This is a genomic window from Hungatella sp. L36 (genome assembly GCF_014288035.1).
Genome location: NZ_JACOPC010000004.1, coordinates 390,814 through 416,703, shown reverse-complemented (window position 1 = coordinate 416,703; position 25,890 = coordinate 390,814). Strand labels below are relative to the sequence as shown.

The 25,890-nt window shown below is 40.9% G+C and carries 24 protein-coding genes; all 24 read right to left on the bottom strand.

Annotation, left to right across the window (positions count from 1 at the left end):
- Positions 1-19: 19 nt before the first annotated feature.
- The 24 genes from H8S80_RS13415 to H8S80_RS13300 all read right to left on the bottom strand — a co-directional run bounded on the left by H8S80_RS13415 (position 20) and on the right by H8S80_RS13300 (position 25,524).
- On the bottom strand, positions 20-628 hold the full coding sequence (locus H8S80_RS13415; protein ID WP_118090466.1) for a VanZ family protein: 609 nt from the start codon (positions 626-628) through the stop codon (positions 20-22).
- A 16-nt stretch (positions 629-644) separates the two neighbouring features.
- Positions 645-1,793, bottom strand: coding sequence for a non-hydrolyzing UDP-N-acetylglucosamine 2-epimerase (wecB, locus tag H8S80_RS13410; RefSeq protein WP_117631249.1), 1,149 nt, complete (start codon positions 1,791-1,793; stop codon positions 645-647).
- Positions 1,786-2,919 (bottom strand): capsular polysaccharide biosynthesis protein CapF, encoded by a 1,134-nt coding sequence (locus H8S80_RS13405; RefSeq protein WP_117631248.1) that lies wholly within the window; start codon positions 2,917-2,919, stop codon positions 1,786-1,788. The genes wecB and H8S80_RS13405 overlap by 8 nt, the downstream gene beginning before the upstream one ends.
- Positions 2,920-3,966, bottom strand: coding sequence for a polysaccharide biosynthesis protein (locus H8S80_RS13400; protein WP_117631246.1), 1,047 nt, complete (start codon positions 3,964-3,966; stop codon positions 2,920-2,922).
- Between the two features lie 17 nt (positions 3,967-3,983).
- Positions 3,984-5,195, bottom strand: coding sequence for a nucleotide sugar dehydrogenase (locus H8S80_RS13395; protein ID WP_117631245.1), 1,212 nt, complete (start codon positions 5,193-5,195; stop codon positions 3,984-3,986).
- On the bottom strand, positions 5,185-6,408 hold the full coding sequence (locus H8S80_RS13390) for a lipopolysaccharide biosynthesis protein (protein WP_117631244.1): 1,224 nt from the start codon (positions 6,406-6,408) through the stop codon (positions 5,185-5,187). The genes H8S80_RS13395 and H8S80_RS13390 overlap by 11 nt, the downstream gene beginning before the upstream one ends.
- 7 nt (positions 6,409-6,415) lie before the next feature.
- Positions 6,416-7,489 carry a Gfo/Idh/MocA family protein gene (locus H8S80_RS13385; RefSeq protein WP_117631242.1) on the bottom strand — a complete coding sequence of 358 codons (1,074 nt, stop codon included), beginning with the start codon at positions 7,487-7,489 and terminating at the stop codon, positions 6,416-6,418.
- 12 nt (positions 7,490-7,501) lie between these two features.
- On the bottom strand, positions 7,502-8,395 hold the full coding sequence (locus tag H8S80_RS13380; RefSeq protein WP_117631240.1) for a DapH/DapD/GlmU-related protein: 894 nt from the start codon (positions 8,393-8,395) through the stop codon (positions 7,502-7,504).
- 3 nt (positions 8,396-8,398) lie between these two features.
- Entirely contained in the window at positions 8,399-9,574 is a 1,176-nt protein-coding gene (locus H8S80_RS13375; RefSeq protein WP_117631238.1) for a DegT/DnrJ/EryC1/StrS family aminotransferase, read from the bottom strand.
- Between the two features lie 14 nt (positions 9,575-9,588).
- Positions 9,589-10,740, bottom strand: a complete 1,152-nt coding sequence (locus H8S80_RS13370) for a glycosyltransferase (protein WP_117631236.1) — start codon at positions 10,738-10,740, stop codon at positions 9,589-9,591.
- Positions 10,741-10,744: 4 nt separating this feature from the next.
- Entirely contained in the window at positions 10,745-11,356 is a 612-nt protein-coding gene (locus H8S80_RS35110; RefSeq protein WP_117631234.1) for a CatB-related O-acetyltransferase, read from the bottom strand.
- A 28-nt stretch (positions 11,357-11,384) separates the two neighbouring features.
- A complete protein-coding gene (locus H8S80_RS13360) occupies positions 11,385-12,614 on the bottom strand; it encodes an O-antigen ligase family protein (protein WP_117631232.1) in 1,230 nt (409 codons plus the stop codon).
- A gap of 34 nt (positions 12,615-12,648) precedes the next feature.
- A complete protein-coding gene (locus tag H8S80_RS13355) occupies positions 12,649-13,884 on the bottom strand; it encodes a glycosyltransferase family 4 protein (protein ID WP_181987917.1) in 1,236 nt (411 codons plus the stop codon).
- Positions 13,885-13,894: 10 nt separating this feature from the next.
- Positions 13,895-15,094, bottom strand: a complete 1,200-nt coding sequence (locus H8S80_RS13350; protein ID WP_181987916.1) for an ATP-grasp domain-containing protein — start codon at positions 15,092-15,094, stop codon at positions 13,895-13,897.
- Between the two features lie 15 nt (positions 15,095-15,109).
- Positions 15,110-15,703, bottom strand: coding sequence for a sugar transferase (locus H8S80_RS13345; RefSeq protein ID WP_055650714.1), 594 nt, complete (start codon positions 15,701-15,703; stop codon positions 15,110-15,112).
- A 26-nt stretch (positions 15,704-15,729) separates the two neighbouring features.
- Positions 15,730-16,737, bottom strand: a complete 1,008-nt coding sequence (locus tag H8S80_RS13340; protein ID WP_055650713.1) for an NAD-dependent epimerase/dehydratase family protein — start codon at positions 16,735-16,737, stop codon at positions 15,730-15,732.
- Between the two features lie 22 nt (positions 16,738-16,759).
- Complete coding sequence (locus H8S80_RS13335; RefSeq protein WP_117631231.1) at positions 16,760-17,974, bottom strand: DegT/DnrJ/EryC1/StrS family aminotransferase; 1,215 nt, start codon at positions 17,972-17,974, stop codon at positions 16,760-16,762.
- 32 nt (positions 17,975-18,006) lie between these two features.
- Positions 18,007-18,513 carry an antiterminator LoaP gene (loaP, locus tag H8S80_RS13330; protein WP_117631229.1) on the bottom strand — a complete coding sequence of 169 codons (507 nt, stop codon included), beginning with the start codon at positions 18,511-18,513 and terminating at the stop codon, positions 18,007-18,009.
- Positions 18,514-18,761: 248 nt separating this feature from the next.
- The gene (locus H8S80_RS13325; protein WP_117631227.1) at positions 18,762-20,621 is read right to left on the bottom strand and encodes a nucleoside-diphosphate sugar epimerase/dehydratase; all 1,860 of its coding nucleotides are present in this window, start codon (positions 20,619-20,621) and stop codon (positions 18,762-18,764) included.
- Positions 20,622-20,638: 17 nt separating this feature from the next.
- Positions 20,639-21,439, bottom strand: a complete 801-nt coding sequence (locus H8S80_RS13320; RefSeq protein WP_117631225.1) for a CpsD/CapB family tyrosine-protein kinase — start codon at positions 21,437-21,439, stop codon at positions 20,639-20,641.
- The gene (locus H8S80_RS13315) at positions 21,440-22,174 is read right to left on the bottom strand and encodes a YveK family protein (RefSeq protein WP_002601755.1); all 735 of its coding nucleotides are present in this window, start codon (positions 22,172-22,174) and stop codon (positions 21,440-21,442) included.
- 19 nt (positions 22,175-22,193) lie between these two features.
- Positions 22,194-22,925, bottom strand: a complete 732-nt coding sequence (locus H8S80_RS13310; protein WP_117631320.1) for a CpsB/CapC family capsule biosynthesis tyrosine phosphatase — start codon at positions 22,923-22,925, stop codon at positions 22,194-22,196.
- 90 nt (positions 22,926-23,015) lie between these two features.
- Positions 23,016-24,566, bottom strand: a complete 1,551-nt coding sequence (locus H8S80_RS13305) for a tudor domain-containing protein (RefSeq protein ID WP_117631223.1) — start codon at positions 24,564-24,566, stop codon at positions 23,016-23,018.
- Positions 24,567-24,582: 16 nt separating this feature from the next.
- On the bottom strand, positions 24,583-25,524 hold the full coding sequence (locus tag H8S80_RS13300; RefSeq protein WP_025530855.1) for an N-acetylmuramoyl-L-alanine amidase family protein: 942 nt from the start codon (positions 25,522-25,524) through the stop codon (positions 24,583-24,585).
- Positions 25,525-25,890 lie beyond the last annotated feature (366 nt).

Below are 25,890 nucleotides of genomic sequence, written 5' to 3'. Positions count from 1 at the left end.
AGTTGTTCTCCTTTTTTGTTTATTTCCAGCTGACAAGACTGATTATCAGAAGTACAATCATAATTCCCGATGTACTCAGAATAAAGCTTCCAGCAAGTAATTTGCTTTTTCTACATATTCCTTTTCTATATACTACCCATATTGCAAATCCCAATAGAACTCCATAAGTATTATTAAAAATATCATCCAGCTCACACAAGCCTGTATGCGTAAAATACTGATATACTTCCACAAAAACGGAAAGAATAAGACCGGCTGAAAATGTACGCAACAATCGTCTGAATACAGACAAGGCGGAGGGCAATATGATTCCCAGTGGCAAAAACAACATCATATTTCCAATGATATCGTACCAATGCCTCCAGGAATGATTTGTCCAGGCATAACGAAAGGTCCAGAACAGGTGAAGATTTAGATTATCCCCCCTATATCTGCCTCTCCCCAGTATTGTGGCGGAGAGTATGGTAAATATCCAAAACATAAGCAGCAGTCTCCAGATATATTCATTTCTTTTTCTGCCTTCAATTAACCATCTTATTATTACTCCAATCAGGATTAATGACAGGCATAATAACGGCACCACATATTCTGAATATGCAAATCTGTATGGATTCCAGATATTCGCCAAGCTTACTCCACCATCCTTATGAATTATTTTTTCTCCATACCATTTTATTTATTATTCCAGTATAGCTCTGTATGATCTTAACCACTTTGGTACTTACATTTTCATCCATATAGCAGGGGACGTTAACCCCGTTATCCTCGTTTTTTATCATTTTAACCGCCATGTCAACAGCTTGGAGAACCTGATCGGCCGTAATACCGGCAAGAATAAAATTTCCCTTATCCAGTGCTTCCGGTCTCTCCGTACTGGTACGGATACAGACCGCCGCAAAAGGTATGCCTGCAGACTGAAAAAAGCTGCTTTCCTCCGGAAGTGTTCCTGAATCTGAAACTACTGCAAATGAGTTCATCTGTAAATTATTATAATCAAAGAAACCCAGTGGTTCATGAATCCGTACTCTGGAATCAAGTGTGAAATCTCTAAGCTCTAAAAACTTTTTACTGCGTGGGTGCATGGAATAAAAAATTGGCATATCATACATCTCAGCCAGCTTATTCACCGCGGAAAACAGCTCCATAAAATTCTCTTCAGTATCGATATTTTCTTCCCGATGGGCTGACAACAATATATATCGGCCTTTATCCAATCCCATTTTCTCCAATATTTGACTGTCTTTTATTCTTTCCAAACTGGTATGAAGGACTTCCGCCATCGGACTCCCTGTGACGTATGTCCGTTCTTTTGCGGTTCCTTCAGAATTTAAATATCGTCTCGCATGCTCACTGTAGCATAAGTTTACGTCTGCTATATGATCAACTATTCTACGGTTTGTTTCCTCGGGAAGACATTCGTCAAAGCACCGATTACCGGCTTCCATATGAAAAACGGGAATGTGAAGGCGTTTGGCTGCAATTGCTGATAGGCAGCTGTTCGTATCTCCAAGAATTAATAGTGCCTCCGGCTGAATTTGCACCATTAGTTTATAAGATTTATTAATAATATTCCCAATTGTTTCTCCCAAATCTTCCCCCGCAGCCTCCAAATAGTAATCAGGCTCACGCAATCCCAAGTCTTCAAAAAAGACCTGATTCAGACAGTAATCATAGTTCTGACCGGTATGAATCAGTATCTGATCAAAATAGATATCACATTTTTTAATAACTTCAGATAGACGAATGATTTCAGGCCTGGTGCCAACAATTGTCATTAACTTTAATTTATTCATCCACCGTTTCCTCCACATTTAAAAAATAAGTATCTGGATTTGCAGGGTCAAAGCATTCATTACACCACATGAATGTAACCAGATCGGCATTGCCTTCATTTATTATGTTGTGAGTATATCCTGGCGGAATATCTACTACTTCCATTTTTTCTCCAGATACATGATAATTAATAATTTCGTCTGAGCCAACCTTTCTGAATTGAATCAGCCCCCTCCCACTGACCACTAAAAATTTTTCATTTTTTGTATTATGCCAGTGATTTCCTTTTGTAATACCAGGCTTACTAATGTTTACGGAAAACTGGCCACGTTCAGGAGTACGAATAATCTCTGTGAAAGAGCCCCTTTCATCTTTGTTAGTTTTTAGTGGATAGCAAAAGGAGGTTTTAGGAAGATAGCTTAAATATGTACTGTACAATTTCTTTATAAATCCCCCTTCAGCCATATCCGGAACGGTTTTCTCTTTCCTGCTTTCCCGAAAGGAAAAGATTGCTTCTGCTATCTCCCCCAAAGTTGCCGTATGTTCTACCGGAACACTACAAAAACCTTCATTAAGTCTAAACGGTTTCTTCTCCATTGCACAGATAAGTTCTGAAATCACATCATCGATATAGACCAGTTTCAAAACTGTTTCCGGATTGTTTATCTGTATAGGGAGTTCTCGCGCAATATTATAACAAAATGTTGCTATCACACTATTATAATTAGGGCGGCACCATTTCCCAAACACATTAGGAAAACGATATATATACACATCTGCCCCGCATTCTTTTCCATAAGAAAAAAATAAATCTTCTCCGGCTTTCTTACTTTTGCCATAGGGATTGTTCATCTCTGCCTGAATGGAAGACGCAAGCATTACAGGACAGAAGTTATTATTCTTTTTTAAAACTTCCAGTAATCGGGAAGCAAATCCAAAATTTCCGTTCAAAAAGTCTTCCGGATTTTCAGGCCTGTTTACTCCGGCAAGATTAAAAACAAAATCGCAGTCTTTGCAAAACGCCTCCAAACATTCTTCTGATGTTTCAACATCGTATTCGTAGATTTCATGTCCTCCCCGATTTTTTAATTCTGCTATAAGATTTTTTCCAATGAATCCATTAGCTCCGGTTACTAAGACTCTCATCTATCTGGCCTCCCATTCTGCAATTTCATCACGTATATATGATAACTCGAGTAGTTTTTCTTTCACTTGAGTTAAATTTAGTAATTCCGTATTGCTGGAGTTAAACTCACGAAGTATATTTCTCTCCTTATTTCCCTCTTTAAAATACTTATCATAGTTTAGGTCGCGTTTGTCACATGGCACGCGGTAAAATCCCCCCATATCCAATGCATTTGCGCATTCTTCATTAGTCAAGAGTGTTTCATACATCTTCTCACCATGGCGAATTCCAATGACTTTAATTTCATTTGATGCGTGGAAAAGTTCTTTCACGGCTTGAGCCAATATTTCAATGGTACAGGCTGGCGCTTTCTGAACCATTATGTCTCCTGATTCCGCATTTTCAAATGCAAACATAACAAGTTCCACCGCTTCTTCCAGGCTCATGATAAATCTCGTCATGGCAGGCGCTGTTACTGTCAAAGGCTTCTCTTCTTTAATCTGACTGATAAACAGCGGAATTACCGACCCTCTTGAACACATAACATTCCCATAACGCGTACAGCAGATCGTTGTCTTATCCGGAGAAACAGTTCTGGCTTTTGCTACAATTACTTTTTCCATCATCGCCTTGCTCGTACCCATCGCATTGACAGGATACGCGGCCTTATCGGTAGAAAGACATATTACCTTTTTCACACCTTCTTCAATAGCAGCATTTAAAACATTTTCAGTTCCAAGAACGTTAGTTCTGACTGCCTCTAAAGGAAAAAACTCACAAGAAGGCACCTGCTTGAGAGCAGCCGCATGGAAAATGTAATCTACACCATACATAGCATTTCTAATGCTTCCCATATCACGAACATCACCAATATAAAATTTGATCTTATCACTGACATCTGGAAAGTTTCGCTGATAAAAATGCCGCATATCATCCTGCTTTAACTCATCGCGGGAAAATATGCGGATCTCTTTTATATCAGTAGCTAAAAAGCGGTTTAATACAGCGTTTCCAAACGAACCAGTTCCTCCTGTAATTAACAATGTCTTATTTTTGAATAGACTCATAGTTTTTCTCTCCCTGCTTAATTCTCTCCATAAATATCTCTGGTATAGACCTTATCTGCAACGTTTCTCAATGGCTCTTCCATACGATTCGCAATAATAACTGTGCTCGCCCTTGAAAATTCATTAAAATCTTTTATTACAGCGCACCCTTCAAACTTATCACTCTTTAAATTGGGTTCAAAAATAATTACCTTGATATTTTGATTTTGAATATTATCCATTACACCCTGAATTGCAGATTCTCTAAAATTATCTGAGTTCGCCTTCATTGTCAGCCGGTATACGCCAATAACAATATCCTGATTCTCAGGATAACCGGCCCTCCTAAGAACTTGTTCAGCAACAAACGCCTTTCTGGTTTGATTGGAATTAACAATTGCTTTAATCAGATCATTCGGAACGTCCTGATAATTGGCAACCATCTGCTTTGAATCTTTTGGTAAACAGTATCCTCCAAAACCAAAAGACGGATTATTATAATTCATTCCAATTCGGGGATCCATGCTCATTGCCTCAATTATCTGCTTTGAACTAAGTCCTTTACTTTCTGCATAGGTATCCAACTCATTGAAAAAGGCAACTCTCATGGCAAGATATGTATTGGAAAAGAGCTTGACAGCTTCGGCCTCTGTGGTTTTTGCAATAATGACTTTTATATCCTTCTTAATGGCTCCCTGGCACAATAATTCTGTAAAGATCCTGGCCTGATCTTCCAGATCTATATCATTAACACCCACAACAATACGGCTGGGATACAGATTATCGTATAGTGCTTTTCCCTCCCTTAAAAATTCCGGTGAAAAAAGTAATTTTGCCATTGGATATTTCTGCTGCATCAGCTTTGTGTAACCGATAGGTACTGTTGATTTAATTATAATAACGGACTGAGGATTAATAAGCAGTACCCGCTCAATCACCTGTTCTACTAAAGATGTATCAAAATAATTTCTTTTTTCAATATAATTCGTCGGTGTCGCAATAATTACGTAATCTGCGGATTTATAAGCTTCTTCATCATTTTCAGTGGCAATTAGCTTCAGTTTATGATTTGATAAATAATCTTCAATTTCCTTATCCACCAAAGGTGATTTCCTGTTATTTACCATATTTATTTTTTCTTTTAACACATCCACTGCATACACAGTATTTCTTTGTGCCAAAAGTATCGCATTGGATAAACCTACATAACCAATTCCTGCAACCGCAATCGTAAAAGATCTATTGATCATTTTTCTTTCCTCCAATAAACAAAGTTCCAATAATATATAATGTTATTAACTTAGTACAATTAGCTGCTACTGCTGCTATGCAGAAACCAAGAAGTCCGTATGCATTAAGTAAAACCAGTCCCATACCAACATAGGTAATACCATAAACAAGTTCTTTAATTATCTGAAGCCATGTGGGAGCGAACTTTAATACTGACGACTGTGTCAAACTGCACACGGTACTGATCGTCGCCGCCAGATTTGCTATAAATATATAAGGCGCTGCCTGTTCAAAAACTGTAGGGTATAATAATTTTGTAAAAAATGGTGAAAATATCACAGAAAAAATCACAAAAATCACACCTCCGGCAGCAGCAATCATATTAATCGACCAGAATTTTTTCTTTGTCATAATAAAATTTCTTTGTGCATAATATCCCAAAAGCACTCCTGCTATCGGTGTCATAACGATTCCTAATGATTTTCCAAAAAAAGAGGCAACAGTATAAACTGTTACCGCATTTCCCCCCAGTAATGGATAAATAATAAGTCTATCCAAATAAGTAATAAGGGTAGTTGATAAGCCTGTAAATATCAAAATAATGTACTTGATTAGTGTCATCCTAAAAACTGGCGTAGTAGTTATACGCTCCTTTTGCAAGGAACTATTTTTTAGTACATAAATAAGCTGCAACAACTCAGCCAATATAAAAGGAATAACCCAAATATGGAATCCCATTAGAGCCGCAACTCCAACAGCATACCCCACAGCCCCCACAATATTTTGAATCAGTATCTTTTTAAAATCGAGAATCAATCGGAATTCCACACAATAATAAGATCTTACCGTTCCCAGAACAACAAAGACTGCCAAACCAATTACGGTGATAATTGATTGCCTGAAATAGAGACTGCTGATCATACAGGAAAAAACTACAGCAATAAGCGAAGCGAAAAACAACAGACCATTAAAATCGCCTTCCAGATGCTCTCTCTCGTAATCGTTATTAACAATAAGCCTTACATTATTAAGAGTGTTTCCAAATGCGACAATAACGGTATTCGCAATCCCCATTATAGTAAGAAGAGTCCCATATTCCTGATTATTGAACTTCAATGCTAAAAACGGGTAAACAACAACCTGCATAACTCCTGTTAGAATTACAGATGCCAGAATATTATAAAAAAAGTCCTTTGAAATACTCCCAAACCTGCCCTTTGTTTTCATCGCCATACTTTAACTAAAATATTCCTTTCATATCTACACTCGCAAAGTTCTCCAAGGGCAGCTTAACAGGCCTCCCCGTTTTCTGGCTTTGATAAATTGCAAGTACCACTTCCAGTGCATTCTTTCCTGCTACTGCATCCACATACGGTTTTCTGTCTGCTTTAACTGATTCAATTACATCTTTAAACAAACTTATGTGTCCGTTCCCATAGACATTAGACGCAGCTTCTTCTAATCCCTGTTTCTTTATGTCCTCATCAGACAGATCGGCAAAATTCCACACATCAATATTATTAGCTGATGTGCCCCCCAGTTTAACGGTCCCTTTTTCTCCAAATAAATATAAGGTCTCTTCCAGATTTTTAGGATATACATTTGTTGTCCCCTCAATAGTAGCAACAGCCCCGTTCTTAAACTGAAGAACTGCCATACCGACATCCTCTGCTTCCAGGTAATTATGAAATTGTTGCCTTGTAACTCCATAAACGGTATCAATCTCATCTCCAAGCATCCAGCGAAGAAGATCGATACCATGAATGCACTGATTCATTAAAGCTCCACCATCCTGCTCCCATGTTCCTCTCCATGGTGCCTGTTCATAATAGCTACGCCCCCGGTTCCATCTCACATGAACTGAGCCGTGTGAGATGCATCCAAAACGCCCCGCTTCCAGAACCCGTCTCATTTCCTGTACTGCAATATTAAAACGATTTTGATGGCAGGCCGAAACCTTTACACCATTTGCCTCAGATCGCCTGATTATTTCCTCAGCATCAGAGATATTCATTGCCATTGGCTTTTCTATAATAATGTTTATTCCATGATCAATACAATAGAGAGCGATCTCTGCATGAAGACCGCTTTCCGTAGCAATGCTGATAAGTTCTAACTTATTCTCCTCTATCATTTGTTTATAATTTTCATATCGTTTAATTGAAAGATCTTCTTCTAAATCATATTTTTTTAGAAGTGTATCTATATGATCCGTACTTATATCACAAACCGCTACGATTTCCAGCTGATTGCTTAAAGCCGCTTTAATATGATTAGCAGCAATACGCCCACATCCGATTAGTGCATATCTCATTATATTTTCCTCTTATGAATTCATTATATTTTTGACAAAACCTATAAATTTCTTATGCTCAATTGCGAAATTCCCACTTACCGATGATCCATCAGCAACATTTTTTGTAACTACAGCTCCCATATTTACCCTGGAATCATTCCCTACAGTGATTCTGTTTGCAATAGAAGCATTTAACCCAATCCAGGTACGATCGCCAATAGTCGTATTGCCTCCAATTGCTGCATTGGAGGCAATCAGGGTGCTTTCCCCCACTTTAACACCATGGGCAATGTAGCAATGAGCATCAATTTTAGTATGATCACCGATAAATGTAACATCGTCCTGCCAAATTCCTTTTGCAATTTGTGTAAATGGATATATTTCAACAGAATTTCCAATGACTGCACAGCCTTGATCAGACAGTCCTTCCATAATTCCGGAATTGGCTCTTGCAAAGGAAAAGCTTCGACCGCCAATCACTACATTGGAATGGATAATACTGTTATCGCCGATTGCTACATTTTCATGAATGACCACAAATGGTTCAATAACAACATTTCTTCCTATCCGCACATTTTTACTAGCAATTGAAACCTGATGACTAATGGTACAGCCTTCACCTATCGTAGTCTCCATGTTCTTTTTTTCACCTTTAGCTACATAATGGTTATAAATCTGGTGAAATAAAAATTTTGGTTCATCCGACACTATAATCCCTTTTACATGAGAAGGCAGTTTATCAATTAAATCTGCTTTACAGATCATACAAACCGCATTCGGATTAATTTGAGGAATAAATTTTTCTTTTTCCATAAAACTCAAAAAAGGTTCTGTCACTTTGGAAGTGCAGTAATTCATATCTTCAAATTCCGCATCACAAATTATTCGTGCATTTTTTCCTATAGGTACTTCTGATAATTTCATACCTTACCCCTTATAACTGTTTACAGTTTTAATTACACTTTGAATTTCTTCGTCCGTCAGTTCCGGAAACATCGGAATAACAAGGCTGTTTTCCGCAATATTTTCTGCATTTGGGAAATCTCCCTTTTTGTATTTCAAATTCTCAAATACTTTTTGTAGATGCAGCGGAACCGGAAAATATACTCCACTGGATATTCCACAATCCTCAAGATACTTTCTCAGCTTGTCCCGCTTCTCTGTAACCAAAAGATATACATAATAAATATGAGTATTGTACTCCGCTATAAATGGTTTTTTTACCAGCTGATTTGTTATTTTTTCGTTATACATAGCTGCAATTTGGCGTCTTCTTTCATTCCAGCCGTCCAGATAGTCCAGTTTTACGTTTAGAATAGATGCCTGCAATGCATCAAGCCGTGAATTATATCCCACAACAAAGTTGAAATATTTAGGAAGATTCCCATTAAAATCTACTTCTGATTGCGATATATCTGTTCCCTTCTGCAATCCATATGTGAAGTATCCGTTCATTCCGCTGCCGTGAACCCGCAATGCCATACACTGTTTATAAATTGCTTCATCACTGGTAATGATCATGCCTCCGTCACCTGCAGCTCCAAGATTTTTAGTTGGAAAAAAGGAGATGCAGCCTGCATCTCCCATACTTCCGGCTTTTTTTCCCTTATAATCTGCCCCGGCTGCCTGTGCCGCATCTTCTATCACTTTTAGCTTATATTTTTGAGCGATACTGCATATTACGTCCATATCTGCACATTGACCATACAAATGGACTGGAATGATTGCTTTTGTTTTCTCCGTAATCTTTTCTTCTATTTGAGCAGTGTCCATCAGATATGTATCTGATGTGCAATCAACAAATACTGGAATTGCGCCAACAGCAGCGATGGATTCAGCAGTGGAAAAAAAGCTCATTGCTGTAGTAATGACTTCGTCTCCTGCTTTTACACCACAGGCCCTGAGCGCAATAACAAGCGCATCCGTACCATTCCCAACACCTATTGCATATTTTGTTCCACAATAGTCAGCAAACTCTGTTTGGAACCTCTCCACAGACTCACCGAGTATGTATGATCCAGAATGTAAGACCTCCAGAGCCGCCTGATCTAACTCCTCCCGAATTGATTCGTACTGCCTTACAACATTCATTGATGGTATCATTTTTTATCCTCCGTTCATTCATATAATCTTCTAGCTAATGTTTTATAATCAAAAAATTTTTCTGCTATGGCTCTTGATATCATTTTCATCTCATCAATATTTACTTTTCCCAAAGATATGGCCGTCAAAGCGTTGCTGGCCTCCTCCATATTATTAATAAGCCAGCCATTCCCGTTTACAAATGGCCGATATTCTTTTAAATTATTTAGAATTACTACACTATTTCTACAAATTGCATTTTGTGCAATGGCAGAAACTTTTCCCGGCTGAACATAAATATCACATGCATTTAAATATCTGTTTAATTCATTGCCATCGCGCCACCCCAGATATCGGACTCTGCTGTCCTCAGCGATTAATGCTTCCACCTTTTCTTTAATATCTTCTGATAAACTGCCTATTAAAATAAAAATTAATTGATCATTTTTTATTTTCTTAAATGTTTCCAGCATTTCAACCAGCTTTTTATTTTCATCAAACTTTCCAGCCTGAAGGAACAAGATATTGTCAGCTCTTAAATTAAGTTCTTTTATAACATCGTTTTTTGCCTGGTCTAACTCCTGACTGGATGGCAGGTTGCCTCCCAATGAATAAAATTCTATTTTTTCTTCTGGCAGTTTATACACTTCTCTAAGAAAATCTCCGCATCCTATAGAAATATAAAATACTTTTTCAATATATGGTAAAGCGTTTTGCAGATAGAATCGATACAGTAGTCCATGTAAAATGCCTTTAGACAATAAATTTGTACCTGATGTATAGTAATCTGCATGTGAATCTATATATATTTTCACATTATTATGATTTTTTTTATATCGGCACAATGTTTTAATTTCTAATGAGCTGGTTCCATGAAACAAGATAACATCTGGCATAAATGCCTCAATCATATCGTACAGACCATCAATACAGTGGAATTTTTGATTAATAAAACGGATACCAAAATCTTTATATTTTCTGCGTTTTACTAAAATGTTATCTTCGTTAAGGTAATCCCTGGGTTCTGTATAATATCCTTGTTTGTTGTCGTTATTTTTAAATGTATAAGTAGATGCTATAATCAACACTTCGTGGCCGTCTAATTTATTTTGTCTTGGTAAAATATTTTCCTGATAGTTATAGTGATCTATGTAAAAAGCAGAGATACAACAATGCAGAATTTTCATTCCTTTATGATCCTCCACTCAATTTATAATGATTTATTAATACCTCTGGATCGAAAAAATCATTTCCATATTTTAACAGTTCTTTTTCATCCCAGTTCCACCACCCGATTCTCATCAATTCCTCAATCATTTCGTCTGAAAATCTTTTTCTAATTAGCCGTGCAGGGTTACCTCCCCATATTTCATACGGACCTATATTTTTAGTAACCACAGCCCCCATTCCAATCACAGCGCCGTCCGATACAGATATTCCAGCTTTAATTTTAACACCATTGGCGATCCACACATCGTTGCCTATTACAGTTCTTTTATATGGATTAAACTCTTTATTTGAAAAATTTCGTTTAAGCGCATTAGAACCTTTATAGAATACTGGAGAAGTCGAGACAAAAGCGCTTGGGTGCTCTCCTCCACCGATTATGCAATCACCTGCAATGGAGCAGAAAGAACCTATTGAAGTATTAATAATTGTCGCATTATAACCAATGTATGAGTAACGTCCCACCTCAACATCTAATAACTGGCTTCCGCCGAATATTTTAACTTGTTTTTGAAACGAACAATGTTTAATAGATGTGAACCTTAGCCTTTTAAAAATTTTAGGTAAATAGTACATATCAATCCTCTTCTAATTGTTTTTGGTATTATCCGTTACTTTTTAAAGTCAAATATTTGATATTACTAAAAGCAAAGACAATGCCAATAAACAGCCATGCTCTTTCATTTATTAAATAAGAACTTGAAAAAAGCAACGATATCAATCCCGTTGCAAATGCACAGTAAAAAGCAGTTATAATCTGATTATTAATCAATTCTAAATGCTTAATACTTTTATATACTTTTATAAAAAAAGCGAACAAAATAGCGCCTCCAAATACGCCTCCAAATTGATACAATATTTCAAAAAACAAATTATGTGCATACTGACCACTGATTGCAGATGAACCTGAAAAATTTTGGTTTAAGATTACTCTGTCAGCATAAAGTCCATGTGGCAGTATGATATTTCTTTTAATCTCCTCTATCAGTATCTCGTAATAACTATTCCTATTGGATAAATCAAATAGGTTCCCATTTTTTAATAAAATCAGGGTTCTCGAGGTCGAGTTTATGGAGAGCATATAATCCAGAATTTCATCTCTTGCAAAATAAACCAGTATAGCTGCAAGTGAAAAGGCGCCGCAGGCGATAAGCTTCTTATACAAAGGAAACTGAGCTAACTGAATCCATATAAAAATGATTATTGAGACAGCCATACAGGCAACGGGACCTCTCGCTCCCATAACAATTAACTGGATTGTTAAAAAAGTGGATATTATTAGTTTTAGAACTCTTCCCTGTTTTCGTTGTATCATCATAATTAATATTAGCGTTGTTGGAATTAATATATTGTATGAAAAGGTCATGTAGCCTTCCCGCATACCATATTGATCCAGACTTCCCATATTGGCATAAACAATACAATAAACTATTACCAGTACATAATATTTTTTTATTGAATTCCATAGGCCTTCATCAATTTGTATATTTCTGGCTAAATAAAACCCTACGAGACATCGGCTGATAAAAATCATACTTCCCGATAATAACAAGGAATTAACATCACTTCCATTAACAAGGAGGCTGAACAATGCAAAGACAATGTATAAAATCCCCATTCCCAACAGGTTATTTACCCTTTTTTTATTACAGGCATCCATACAGACAAAAAATAAGATCAATAAATAAATTCCATTTCTGCACAGGTTTGTCACCATTGTATTACCAGTAAAAATTCTAATCAGATCAATGATCATGACAGAATTTATAAAAAGACAAAATACTTCTCTTTCTATATTAATTTTCAATCGAAATGTTCCAAATTTCAGTACCATATTCTACCCTCAAATATCAATCACAAGCTAAAAATCAGTTAATGTTTTTACTGTTTTTTATACACATGATATATTTACCAACGCATTTCTCCCGACTGATATTTTCTTCTACGTATTTTCGTGCATTCCTGCCATACTCCTGTAAATATTCTCTGTTAGAATATAAATACTTGATATTAGAACTTAATCCCTCCCAGTCTTCAGCATGATTAAACATTCCAACCTTTTGACTATTTATTAATTTCTCCATATCAGTATCTGAATCAAAACTGGCCAAAACCGGCGTACCTGCCGCCATAATACTCCAGGTCTTACTCGGCATTGCGCTGCTGCCAAACCCCTTCTTACACGGAACAATTGAAACATCGCCTAAACTATATACATAAGATACCTCTGAATACGGCTGGATCGGAAAAAAGCTAAGATTACAGAGATTAAGCTCTGCCGCCATGTTTTTGTATTCTTCCTCCTGGGCTCCTTTACCAAAAATCAAGAATTTAATATCACTGCAGTCCTTCAAAACTTCGGCGGCTTTTATTATCACCTCAATATTTTGTGCATACCCCAGATTTCCCGCATAAACAACATTAAAATTTTCTCTGGATAGCCCAAACTTTTCATACATATAGTTTTGATCTTTCGGAATTGGTTTTACTACGTTTCCGTCGATCCAGTTGTTAACAATTTCTATTTTTGATTCGGGAACCCCTTTCGTCATAATGTTTGTTTTCATGTCATTAGAGATAACAATAATCTTATCCGCATTTCTATATGTAAAATTTTCAATAACTCTGCCCATTCGATATACTGCTGATCCTTTTTTTGCTATCCCGGTTCCTACCAGCGAATCCGGAAAAACGTCCTGCAAATTGTATACAAAAGGAATATGCATTACTTTTTTTATGATTGCTGCTGTTGCTCCCTGAGTGGGCGGCGTGCTCTGGACAAAGATAACATCAGCTTTAGAAGATATACTTTTCAAAATAAATACTGCGTTCATTAATATATAACGAGCCGCCCGCCCAATCACGCTCTTCCCTTCTTTTGGAATGCCGATTCGATGTATTCTTAACCGGCCGTTACACCTTACTTCTACTTTATGGTTTTTATATTTATTTCGTACTTCATCGCTAACGCCTCTTGTAGGCAATGGTACAAATAAATCAACATCAATCCCGGAACCAGCCATATCCTCATAAAGATTTGTCGATAAGTATAAACTCGCTGCAACCTCTGGTTCATAATATGCGCTGAAAACGATTGCTTTCATATCACTCCCTTTATTCATATGTGATCCCTATTTCTTTTATTGCGTTTTCACATTTTTTCATTGCTTCTGCCGCGGAATCAGCCTGTGCAATAACAAAGCCAATACGGTCAACGCTGCTTCTCACCTGTTTGATGTGTTCTCCTACTCCATGAACAATACTGATCTGCTTTATTCCTTCAATTTTACCAGCGTTCTGTACACCTTCTATCTTTTGTATAACCCCTTCTTGACTTTCTAAATAGCGAATAGCTGAGGCTTTAAAATGCTTTGTTTTATAATCTGGCGTTTCTCCAAGAGCTATTTTAATACAACACTCAACCATATTGACTCCTGTCGATAACGGCACTAAATGTGTTGTGATATTATCCCCACCAAGTCTGGCGCCTAATTCTATAATTTTAGGTCCCTCACTGGTCACTTTTATTTCCGTGTGTGAAGGCCCATTTTCAATACCGATTGACCGATTTGCTGCTACAGCCACTTCCATAATTTTTAGTTGAATATCGGCCGGCAGCATAGACGGTTGACTATGCCCCGTCTCTACAAAGTAGGGAGCACCTGTCGTCATCTTGTCTGTAATCTGAATCACGTGGCATTCCCCATCTAAGCTTAACGTTTCTACGCTTACCTCCGGCCCCTCTAAATACTCCTCAACAACTAAATCTCCAGAACGGGAATATTTTTTACTATACTCATAAGCTCTATCCACCATTTCTTTCTCATAGCTTTTAAGGAGATTTACACCTCTGCTTCCCGAATTATCTGCGGGTTTAATAATACATTGACAGCCATGTCTCTTTATTTCATTAACAGCTTTGAAATAATCTTCTTTGCTGGAGGCTTTAAAATACATTGGTATCGGTACACTATGAGAATATAACGCATCTCTCATTGCAGCTTTATTCGTCGCTTTTAATGCAGTTTCTTCAGTAACACCTGCCAATCCAAGTTCTCTCGCTACAACTGCAATTGTTCTGATCGGCATATCACTCGCCAACGTCATAATTCCATTAATACCGTGTATTTTTGCAGCCTTTAATACTTCTAAAGTATCTGTTGTACTAATAACTTCACGATCGATTCCTTCTTCGGCAAATCCTGCTGCATTGGGATCCATATCAACTGCAATTACAGACAATCCCATCTCTTTCGCTTTTTTTATAGCGGGTAATTGCAATATGCCAGCCCCTAAAATCATAATTTTTTTCATTGCTTTTTTGCCCTCTCAGCCTTTGTCAACCCGATAGATATTTTTACGAAAGAGTACCGTTTTTACTGTCATGCAAATTATCTTTACATCGAAAAGAAACGACATATGTTCAACATAGTAAATATCGTTTTTCAGTTTTTCTTTCGTACCTACTGCATTACGATTAATTGCCTGATTATAACCTGTTACTCCAGGACGAACTTTAAGTATTTTCCTTTCTTCCTCACTATACTGACTGAAATAGGAAGCACTATCAGGCCTTGGACCAATCAAAGCCATATCTCCTTTTAAAATATTAATCAGCTGGGGTGTTTCATCAATACTGGTCTTCCTCGCAAACTTTCCAAATTTTGTAACCCTTGGATCATCCACGGAATTATAAGTTGACCCATCTTCAAGGCGTAGGTCCGGTGCATTCATTTTCATACTGCGCAGTTTGTACATCTTAAATGGTTTACCAAATCGCCCAGTACGATCCGCCAGGTAAAAAACCGGTCCGCCGTCTTCCAGCTTAATACAAATAGCGGATGCAAGCAGAATGATTCCCAAAAACGGCATTCCTATCAAAGCAAGTATAAAATCAATTACCCGTTTTACTTTTATATACATAGCTCAACTCCTCAGGCTGTAACATATTAATAATGAAATAATTCCTTATACTTTCCGGCATCAATATCTTTTTTATAATCTCTCATCATAACTTTAAAATCTGCATATTCTGGAACAAATCCAAAATCTCTTTTTGATTTTTCCATAGAAAACAGATATGATGGTGTACTATTCAGTATCTCCGGTTTATAAACAACTCTTGACTTTTTATCTGGACTCAAAGCAAATAAATCCGCAATTACTTCTGCCTGTTCCTGTAATGTTACACCTCTCCCAGATGTCATATTATAAAGGCCACTGGTCTTTTCACTCTGCATTGCTAAATAGAATGCATGAGCCACGTCTTTTACGTATACGACATCCCTGCTTAAATCCTTATTTCCAAAAACAGTGATATCCTCTCCAACAGCTGCCTTATCCATAAAAATCTGAAGTCCGGACTTGACATAGGTGCCGTTGATAAATAATGATCCATGGGGCCCCACGCCATAAACGGGAGGAAGACGGAAACAGGCATTTTTCATACCATGCTGCTGATTATAGTATTCCATAACATCGCAGGCTGCATTTTTCGACATCACATAAATTGCATGATCGCCTGTATAAAGTCCTCCCCGCGGTTCTTCCTCTGTTAACGCCCGATCCGCGGTCCACGATTTTCTGACATCGGCGTAGGAGGAAGTTGAAATTACCCTTTTTATTTTATTTTTTCTACAGTACTCCAATACATTAATTGTACCTATTGTATTTATGTTAAAATAATCGGCTGCATTTTCATCTTCATCCAAATTTACCTGTGCATTTGCAGGCAATAGTCCAGCTAATAAAATTACACCTTCCACCCCGTGCCTGGGAAGTTCTTCAAAATCTTCTTTTCGAACAAGATCCAGATTTTTATAACACACGTTTCTATTTTCATAATATGAGCGAAATTTATTGTTACGCCCGGTAACAAGTACTTCACACCCCTGTTTCAGAAATTCCTCAACGGTATGAACTCCAATAAAGCTAGATGCACCGATAATAATATACATAGACGGTCTTCCTCCATAATATTTACACTATATTTTCTGTTACTACAGTCCTAAAAATTCCCATGACATACTCCACATCCTGATCCGTCAATCTTGTATGAAGAGGAAGACTAATCAAATTATGATAATAATCATAGGCATTCGGAAAGTCTTTGATATCCCACCCCAACGCTTTATACGCTGACATCATAGGCAACGGCTTATAGTGCACGTTAGCAGCAACACCTCGTTCTGCAAGCTTAATTATGATCTCATTTCTTTTCTCAATACTGATTTCCGGAATTCTTACCATATAAAGATGACCGGAACTGCTATGGCCTTCTCCGTAATGTTCCAGATGCTTTATGCCCATTTCATCACACATGGCATCATATTTTACAATAATTTCTTTTCTTCTTGCCAACATCGCGGGATACCGTTCCAACTGTTTCAAACCAATGGCTGCTGTAATATCTGTCATGTTGCATTTATACCAGGCACCAACAATATCATATTCCCAGGCGCCAAGTTGAGTTTTTGCCAGCGCATCTTTTGACTGGCCATGAAGTGAAAACAACTGATACTGGTGATATATCTCCTCATCGCTAACTGTAGGTATGGAACGCCAGGTAGATGCACCACCTTCTGCCGTTGTAAAATTTTTTACTGCATGAAACGAAAAGGACGTAAAATCTGCTATTTCACCTGCCATTTTACTATGCCTGCAAGCCCCTAATGCATGTGCGCAGTCAGCAACAATAGCTACTCTGCTGATTGCTGCCTGTATCTTATTTTGGGGTCTGAAAATATTTTTTTTATTTTCAGCCACTTGAAAAATGCGCTCATAATCACAAATAATACCGCCAATATCTACCATAACAATTGCTTTTGTTTTCTCTGTTATAGCTGCTTCTACGGCCTCATAATCCATCTCAGTGCTATTTGGCTGTGAGTCTACAAAAATAACCTTTGCTCCCACATGTAATACTGCTGACGCAGAGGCTGTATATGTATAGGCTGGCACTATGACCTCATCCCCCTCACCAATTCCAAGAAGACGAAGATTCAATTCTTCTGCTGCTGTGGCAGAATTTAAGCACACAACCCTGTTTGTATGGCAATACTCTGCCAGATTTCTTTCTAATTGCTTTGTACGAGGGCCAGTAGTAATCCAGCCGGAGCGCATTGCTTCACAAACTTCTGCAATTTCCAGTTCACTGATATCCGGCGGGCTAAATAAAATATTTCTTTTTTCCATTTCTTTTCCTTCTTTGATCTAAAATTTCACCCCTAATTTTTCTCCAGTATCTCCAATCCAACCTCCACTCTCTGTATTCTTCCAAACATAACAAGTTCCAACCATGCCTTTCGCCTGTGTCTGTCTATCTTACAGATAGCGCCTTCCAGCTCTTTTAAAGGTCCCTCCAGTATTTTCACTTGATTATCTGCAATTAAGCCTTTTGATATGGTTACGATCTGCTCTTCTTTACCCAGCCTTTTTAAAATGGCTATTTCCTCCCAAGTTAATGGAACAATTGCACTGCCAGTTCCCAAAAGTTTTGTAAGACCTGTAACTCGTTTCAATTCTCCGAAAAGTAAATCCACATCCTGGCTGTCAGCAAATACGTAACCTGGGAACAGCGGCATCATTTCCTTATGCCACTGCCCCATATAGCGCTTTAATTGTTCCTGATAAGGTATAAAGCACCGTTCCATTGCATGATGGTCAACCAGCCTCTCACATTGCTTTCGCACAGATTCCTCTGTTCCAGTCCTTACCTGTATCACGTACCACATTGCTTAAATCCCTCGTTTTCTCCTGTGCACGCTGGAATGTATCAACAATAATATCTCAGTTTAGAAAATCCCGTCTCCAGGGCATGCTTCGCCACTCCGTCATCTTGCAGGCGGATTTCTAAACTTATCTTTTGTCATCCAAATAATATAAAACGCGGCAAAGCGACGATTTTATCCAATTGGATTTTATACTTTCTTTTTCTATTTAACTGATAACATTCTCCTGAAGATAATTTACTGAAGATAATTTACTGAAAATGATACTCCGGTATAATCTTCTGAACCAGCTGCCTCATATCCCCAGTCTCTTTCCACGCAGCTTCGTCAAGTCCAGCCAATTCTAACTCGAATTTTTCATAATCCATCTCAATCGGCTTCCCAATAAATATCCGGCTGTTCTTCGTCCCCTGCAGCCCTTCCTCCGCCATCAAAAGCTCTTCATACATCTTTTCTCCCGGACGAAGTCCCGTAAACACAATATCGATATCTTTATATGGCTCATATCCGGAAAGACGGATCAGGTTTTCCGCCATATCCAGAATTCTCACAGGCTCACCCATATTAAGCACAAAGATTTCTCCGCCTTTTGCATAAGCCCCGGCCTGCAGGACCAGACTTACGGCTTCCGGAATGGTCATGAAATATCGGATGATTTCCGGGTCCGTGACGGTTATGGGGCCGCCGTTTTCGATCTGTTTCTTAAATAATGGGATCACACTTCCATTGCTCCCCAGCACGTTGCCAAACCTCACCGCGACAAATTCCGTGCTGCTCTTGCTGTTGCACATCTGGATCACCATTTCACAGAGGCGCTTGCTGGCTCCCATGATATTCGTGGGATTGACTGCTTTATCGGTGGAAATTAAGACAAAATGCTTCGTCCCGTACTTCATGGCCGCTTTGGCAGTTTTGTATGTTCCAATGACATTATTCTTAATTGATTCATTTGGACTGTCTTCCATGAGCGGTACATGTTTATGCGCCGCAGCGTGATACACGATGTCCGGACGGTATGTATCAAAAATAGAGTCCAGCCGGTTCGTATTTCTTACGGATCCAATCAGGGTGACGAGATCCAGTTCCGGATAGTTCCGCTTTAATTCCTGCTGAATCTCATAAGCGTTATTCTCATACATGTCAAATATAATCAGACGCTTTACCTCGTGGCCGGCCAGCTGTCTGCACAGCTCGCTGCCGATGGATCCGCCTCCACCTGTTACCAAAACCACTTTCCCTTTTACGTATCCCATAATCTCATTTAAACTGACCTTTATGGGTTCCCTGCCTAAGAGATCATCGATTTCCACATCACGCAGCTTGGAGATGCTGACTTCACCACTCATTAACTGATACAGACCCGGGAGTATTTTCAGGCTGCATTTCGTTCTCTGGCAGATCTCCAGAATCTTTTTCCGCTCTACACCGGTAACGGTGGGTATCGCAATATAGATCTCCTCAATATTGTACTTTTCCGCTAACTCGGGTATCTCCTCCCGTGTCCCCCGGATCGGTACGCCATTGATATATTTTCCGTTTTTATTCCGATCGTCATCTATGATACAGACCGGTATACCAGGTGCTTTTTCGCTGCTGTTTAACTCTTTTATCAGAAGAGTGCCTGCCTGTCCGCCGCCGACAATCATGATCCGCTTCTTTACTGCGGCATCCCGCTTTCTTCCCAGATGTCTTCCTGCCAGCCGCAGCGCCCGGTAGCTCATACGGCTGATTCCCACAAATGCCGTTATAAATAAAAGCCATAAGATATGGTAGCTTCTGGGCACCTCGATGCTTAAGAATCTCATTCCCAGGATTTGCAGAATAAACGTTACGCCACAGGCCGCAACAATGGATTCCAGCTCAATTATCCCGGCACTGCTCCACATAATGGAATACAGGCGAAACAGAGCGAATACAAGAACGGTCGTCACCGTCAGAATCACGCTGTATGACGTGACTGCGCTTATATATTGTGAGGGTATGGATTTTGTGGACAAATCAAACCGGATCCAAAGAGCTAAAAATGAGCAGATCTGAATCATGCAGATATCGTAGATAAGAAATAATACCGATCGGAACCATTTATTTGCTATAATACGTGTCTTTATCATTTTATCCCCTTCGTATCCTACTTGCGCCGTCTGGAACGCTTTGCCTGTTTTTCTTCGCTGCTGACAGATGTCGTGTTCACTTCCGTGTTTTGTTCACTCTTTTCTGCCTTATCACTGCTTCCGCTGGCCCCATAACCGTAATACTTCCCATAGTACTTACTGTAATACCCGCTGTAATAGCCTTTATTCTCCTGGTCCACCTTGTTAAGAACCGCGCCCAGGATCCGGCATCCGCTCTTCTCCAGCTGGCCTTTTACCTTTTGAACCATCTTATAGCTGATGACTCCGCTCTCCACCACGATAACGGCTCCATCCACATTTCGCGCAATGATCGCCGCGTCAATGACACTGCCCAGAGGCGGGGTGTCAATCAGGATGTAATCATAGTTTCCCCGCTGTTCGCTGAGCATCTCCTCAAATCTGGAATTTCCCAGAAGCTCCGCCGGATTCGGTGTGGACGGGCCGGCGAAAATCACTTCCATGTTTTCTATGTTTGTGCTGTAAGTGACATTTTCGGCGGATTCCTGGCCCACGAGATAATGGCTCAGGCCTCTCGTCTCCCGGTCGACGCGGTAATGGCCCATCAGGACGGATTTTCGCATATCCGCGTCCAGCAGAAGCACCCGTTTCCCATCCTCGGCAAATGATCTCGCCAGCTGGAATACGACTGAGGTTTTTCCCTCGTTGGGAATGGTGCTGGTAAACAGGATCACCCTCTGGTCGTCGCCGCAGAATGTGATGTTGGTTCTCAGCGTTTTAAACGCTTCGTTTGTCCTGAAATCCAGCTGCGGTATTTTCTTAAATTCTACCTTCTGCATTTACTCCACCGCCCTTCTTCCCCATTTGCTTTTCTTCTTTTTTCTTCTCTGATTTTCTTCAAATTCCGGTATCTGCCCCAGCGTGTTGAGGTCCAGATAGCGCTCGATATCTCCGGCATTCCGGATGCTGTCATTCATCAAATACAGCAGAATGATAATGCCTGCCGCCGCGATCCCTGCCGCCAGTCCGCCGAGTACCGTATTCTTTCTCACATTTGGACTGGAAGGCGCTGTGGGGAGATTTCCCTCTTCCACGATTTTTGGCGGCACCGAGTCCATGATCTCGGCAATGCGCGCTACCGACACCGATGCCATCTCATCGGCAATGGCCCGTGCTGTCTCTGGATTTGTATCCCTGGCTGAAATAGTCAGAATTCTCGTATCGGCCGGATTGTTGACCGTAATTTTCCCATTTAACTGCTGATAACTCATGTCTAATCCCAGATTCCTTGTCACCTGCTCAAGAACCGGGCGGCTGGTCACCAGCACCTTATAATCCTTTGTCAGCTGTGTTCCCAACTGAAGATCTGACAGCGATGTAATATTGTTTGTCTTGTTTAATATGTAAATCATGGTGGAAGACGTGTAAACCGGTTCCACCAGGGTTGTGGTGTACAGCATGGCCGCCGCCGCCCCCACGACAACCGCCAGAATCATAATCCACAGTCTTCTTTTCATCACCCAGAAAAGCTGCAGCAAATCAATCTCTATCTCATCGTCTCTTGTATCTTTCATCGTTCTCCCTCTGAAATTCTTATAGTATCCGGCCCTCCAGCAGCCTCGCAGGATTTTCGTAGAGCACACGCTCCACAAGCCCTTGATCACAGTGGCGTTCCAGCCATTCCACCGCCTTTCTCATCCGCGGCGGTTTTCTGTCCGCGCCATGTGCATCCGTGGAAATCAGCTGGACATAACCGGCCTTCATCAATTTCCTGTACCAGACCATCCGCACGTCCGGAATCCGCTGAAAAAAGCACTCCGTATTCATCTGAATCACAATTCCCAAATCCCGCAGTTCCTCTATTCTCTCCACGCTCTGATACAGGCAGACATATCGCTCCACATGTGCCAAAACCGGGATATATCCCTTTCTCACCACGCGAGAAAGCCCCTGAAACATATCCTGGTATCTTACCCCCTGATAGAATTCCAGAAGCACGTACTTGGTATCTGCAATTGTAAATATCTCGCCCTGTTTTAACAGTTCCTCCACGCCGGAAACGTAGAGCACTTCGTTGCCGCAATAATACTTTATGCCTTGAATCCCTGCGTTTTCGGCGGCCTCTCTGACCTCATTTATTCGTTCTAAAATGACTTCCTTCTCTGCAGAGACCTTCCCCGGTGTATAATGAGGCGTAAATACGATATGACTGATTCCTTCATCCCACGCCATCTGAACAGCACGCAGAGACTCCTCCAGAGAAACGGCACCGTCATCTATTCCATAAAGCAGATGGCAGTGGAGATCAAATAGACCGAGCGGCATTTTTTGTACCCCCCCCCCGAAATGATTCCGATAATCATTATTATCTTTGTCTCTTCCTTTTCTCATTCCTCTCATGCCATCCTCCCGACTTCATCTTTCGTACTTCATACATTTTGATATATAGAATGCCATTGCTGACAGACAGCAGCCCATGCCTCCGAGCGAAAGCGCGCTGTATCCGGCTGAGACTGACAGATACCGTGCAAATTCATTCATATAGACCGGTTCTGTCCACACGGTTCCAGCCCCTCCGAATCGCCAGAGCAGAAGACCGCAGACGCCAAGGCCTAAAAATCCCACAAACAGGCTGGTTCCGAATCTCTTGACCGCCCGGTAACGGGAACGGCTCAGACAGATCAGTTCTGCGGTCCCCAGTGAAAAGACCAGAACAGCACCTCCCAGTAAAACCGGCATCCAGCGCAAAAAATCCCTCGTCTTCTGGCGCCACCAGTCCATCCCCGCCCAGTGCACCAGATTCTCACACCGTGCCTCCAGGCCGTCCATCAGGTACTCCACGCCCGCGGCAGCCACTTCAGAATTCGGATATGCATGCCTGTAACCGGCAGATACAAAAGACCGCAGCGGTTCCATCGCTCCCGCTAAATCAGGGTGCGGCGATTCTCCCTCAAGCTCTGCTTTTACCTGCTGCCTGGCAGTCAGTACCACATTGGAATACTTGACCGTGTCCCCGTAATCATATTCAGGCGCCTGGATCAAGGACAGAGTCCTGAATGTCTCCCGTTTCATATCGTCATAAACCGTCTGGTACCAGGAAGTCTTTTCGATCTGGTTTAACACCGCCTGTTCTGAAAATGCCCCAATGCGAAGCGATAGAAGCAGTCCTGAAAGGAAACAGGCGCCGGCCGTCATGCAGATTACAATCGTCTGCAGCGCCTTTCTCGCCTTGCTCCGGCGCCTTAAGCTCCGGTTCCTGGCAGTTTGGGCCAATGCCGTTATCAAAATGAGTAAACACACGGCTTCGCCCACCATGAGCAGGCAGTAAAGAGCCGGATCTAGCAGGCGATGCCATCCATTTTCTGTTCCAGCTCCAATTCCAGTTCCTGCGTCCTCTCCTCCCGCACGATTCCCTCCGAACCACCAACACCCCGGCAGCCGGAAAATAACGGGAGCACACTTCTTGAACTTCTCATCAGGCTTATTGCCGGGCCACTCTTCAAATTGTTCGTCAGACCTCTCCCCAAGCTGTTTGTCAGAACGCTCCTCATCTCCTGACAGGCCTTCCTGTCCAGAGCCCTTTTCTTCCTGGGATCCCGCCTCTGATTCTATCGCTTCTATGGTATCTGCGGCGGTCTCCCCACTGCCTCCGACTTCATAGAGATAGCCCTCCGTCACACCGCGTTCCACACTGCCGTACATTTCTGCGGCCGCGGCCGCGCAGGTGTCTGCGTTTAAGTCCACATCCTCCCTGCAGAGGTATGCGGTCAGCTGGTCGATATACGTCTGCTTTGCCCGGTACTCTTTTCCATTCCATTCAAACGTACCTTTGGCCTTTGCCACCAGCTCCTGTTCGCTGGCATTTAATCCGGATGCGCAGCCGGTCAACGGTGAGATCAAAACAAATATAATGGATAAAAGAAATGTAAAAAGGATTACTAATAAACATTTCGTTCTTTGAATCATCTCAGAGGACCATCACTCAATTGACAGCAACGGAATATACGAGAGTTCCGTCTTCATATCCATAGTCCAGCGTTCCGGAATAGGATACCGTCACCGTATAGGACCCTCTAGCCTGAGAAAAGCTTCCGCTTCCCGAAAAGCCCAAGCTTCTCGCCGCTCCCACCAGGTCGCCTGCCTCATGAACCACTGCGCTTCCTCCCGGACCGCTGATTGTCACTTCATTGATATATCCGGAGGACAGAAACACCTCAAAAACCGACTGCGCAGCCGGAAGTCCCTCCAGCATCGTAGAAACGGCAACCGGAGTCACACTTATGCTCTGTCCGCTGATCGATGCGCTGGCTATGTGTTCACTTCCGCTTGTCTGATTGACTGCATCTATGATGTCGTTCTGTACGGCGTCCCTGACCCGCACTTTTTCCCTGGACGAACTGCTGTCTGAACCGGAAGTCTGGTTTCCGTTGGCGGACCACACCTGCGCGGTCGGGACAGGAGGTACGGATCCTACGGTTCCATTTTCCGTAAAGTGATAGATCACACCGTTAATTTCCTTATCCCCTGTAAACAGCGCTCCGCTCGGTTCCATATAGTATACTTTCTGGTCTACTTTGATCAGACCGGTCTGCATGGCTCCGCTGTAAGCGAGAAAATACCATTTTCCATCAGGATCCTGGTGCCAGCCGGTCTTCATCGCTCCTGTGTCTGTTGCCAGGAAATACCACAAGCCGCTGCCATCCTGAAACCATCCGGTCTGCATGATTCCACTCTGGTCAAAATGATACCAGCGCCCATCCGTATCCTGGAACCATCTGGCTGCCTGATACTGCCCTTCCACAGACATATAACGCCAGCCCTCCCCGGTTAAACTCCATCCCGGCGTCTGCGCGTAGACGGCTGCTGCCGCGCTGATACTAAGTCCCAGTGTAACAGCTGCAAGTTTCCATGTTTTTCCTCTCATCTTTTCTCCTCCTGATTGAAATATCCTGATTGAAATATCCTGATTAAAATACCCTGTCCGCAATTGTCCTGTCTGCATGATTGGAATATTATGCCGCCTCGGCGCTCTGATTCTGCCCGGGAAATTACCGACCATGTTCGGTTTACAACATAATACACATTATGTTGTGATAAGCATACAGCAACGAAGTTTCGTTGTCAATATACGACAGGGTATTTTTTTTAGAACCTGTAAGGCTTTGCGGCAATAAAAACGAATAGGATCAGGTCTGCGCTCGGACAGCGGCATTTATTCCAAATACGGAAAAAAGCCGCAAATACATGATAGCGCAGGCCTTTTTTACTACATATTGTGTAATATGTAGTT

Excerpts from the sequence above, each read along its gene's own strand:
- wecB (WP_117631249.1), bottom strand. The coding sequence starts at position 1,793 with ATGAATAAATTAAAGTTAATGACAATTGTTGGCACCAGGCCTGAAATC.
- H8S80_RS13405 (WP_117631248.1), bottom strand. The coding sequence starts at position 2,919 with ATGAGAGTCTTAGTAACCGGAGCTAATGGATTCATTGGAAAAAATCTT.
- H8S80_RS13400 (WP_117631246.1), bottom strand. The coding sequence starts at position 3,966 with ATGAGTCTATTCAAAAATAAGACATTGTTAATTACAGGAGGAACTGGT.
- H8S80_RS13395 (WP_117631245.1), bottom strand. The coding sequence starts at position 5,195 with ATGATCAATAGATCTTTTACGATTGCGGTTGCAGGAATTGGTTATGTA.
- H8S80_RS13390 (WP_117631244.1), bottom strand. The coding sequence starts at position 6,408 with ATGGCGATGAAAACAAAGGGCAGGTTTGGGAGTATTTCAAAGGACTTT.
- H8S80_RS13385 (WP_117631242.1), bottom strand. The coding sequence starts at position 7,489 with ATGAGATATGCACTAATCGGATGTGGGCGTATTGCTGCTAATCATATT.
- H8S80_RS13380 (WP_117631240.1), bottom strand. The coding sequence starts at position 8,395 with ATGAAATTATCAGAAGTACCTATAGGAAAAAATGCACGAATAATTTGT.
- H8S80_RS13375 (WP_117631238.1), bottom strand. The coding sequence starts at position 9,574 with ATGATACCATCAATGAATGTTGTAAGGCAGTACGAATCAATTCGGGAG.
- H8S80_RS13370 (WP_117631236.1), bottom strand. The coding sequence starts at position 10,740 with ATGAAAATTCTGCATTGTTGTATCTCTGCTTTTTACATAGATCACTAT.
- H8S80_RS35110 (WP_117631234.1), bottom strand. The coding sequence starts at position 11,356 with ATGTACTATTTACCTAAAATTTTTAAAAGGCTAAGGTTCACATCTATT.
- H8S80_RS13360 (WP_117631232.1), bottom strand. The coding sequence starts at position 12,614 with ATGGTACTGAAATTTGGAACATTTCGATTGAAAATTAATATAGAAAGA.
- H8S80_RS13355 (WP_181987917.1), bottom strand. The coding sequence starts at position 13,884 with ATGAAAGCAATCGTTTTCAGCGCATATTATGAACCAGAGGTTGCAGCG.
- H8S80_RS13350 (WP_181987916.1), bottom strand. The coding sequence starts at position 15,094 with ATGAAAAAAATTATGATTTTAGGGGCTGGCATATTGCAATTACCCGCT.
- H8S80_RS13345 (WP_055650714.1), bottom strand. The coding sequence starts at position 15,703 with ATGTATATAAAAGTAAAACGGGTAATTGATTTTATACTTGCTTTGATA.
- H8S80_RS13340 (WP_055650713.1), bottom strand. The coding sequence starts at position 16,737 with ATGTATATTATTATCGGTGCATCTAGCTTTATTGGAGTTCATACCGTT.
- H8S80_RS13335 (WP_117631231.1), bottom strand. The coding sequence starts at position 17,974 with ATGGAAAAAAGAAATATTTTATTTAGCCCGCCGGATATCAGTGAACTG.
- loaP (WP_117631229.1), bottom strand. The coding sequence starts at position 18,513 with ATGTGGTACGTGATACAGGTAAGGACTGGAACAGAGGAATCTGTGCGA.
- H8S80_RS13325 (WP_117631227.1), bottom strand. The coding sequence starts at position 20,621 with ATGATAAAGACACGTATTATAGCAAATAAATGGTTCCGATCGGTATTA.
- H8S80_RS13320 (WP_117631225.1), bottom strand. The coding sequence starts at position 21,439 with ATGCAGAAGGTAGAATTTAAGAAAATACCGCAGCTGGATTTCAGGACA.
- H8S80_RS13315 (WP_002601755.1), bottom strand. The coding sequence starts at position 22,174 with ATGAAAGATACAAGAGACGATGAGATAGAGATTGATTTGCTGCAGCTT.
- H8S80_RS13310 (WP_117631320.1), bottom strand. The coding sequence starts at position 22,925 with ATGCCGCTCGGTCTATTTGATCTCCACTGCCATCTGCTTTATGGAATA.
- H8S80_RS13305 (WP_117631223.1), bottom strand. The coding sequence starts at position 24,566 with ATGATTCAAAGAACGAAATGTTTATTAGTAATCCTTTTTACATTTCTT.
- H8S80_RS13300 (WP_025530855.1), bottom strand. The coding sequence starts at position 25,524 with ATGAGAGGAAAAACATGGAAACTTGCAGCTGTTACACTGGGACTTAGT.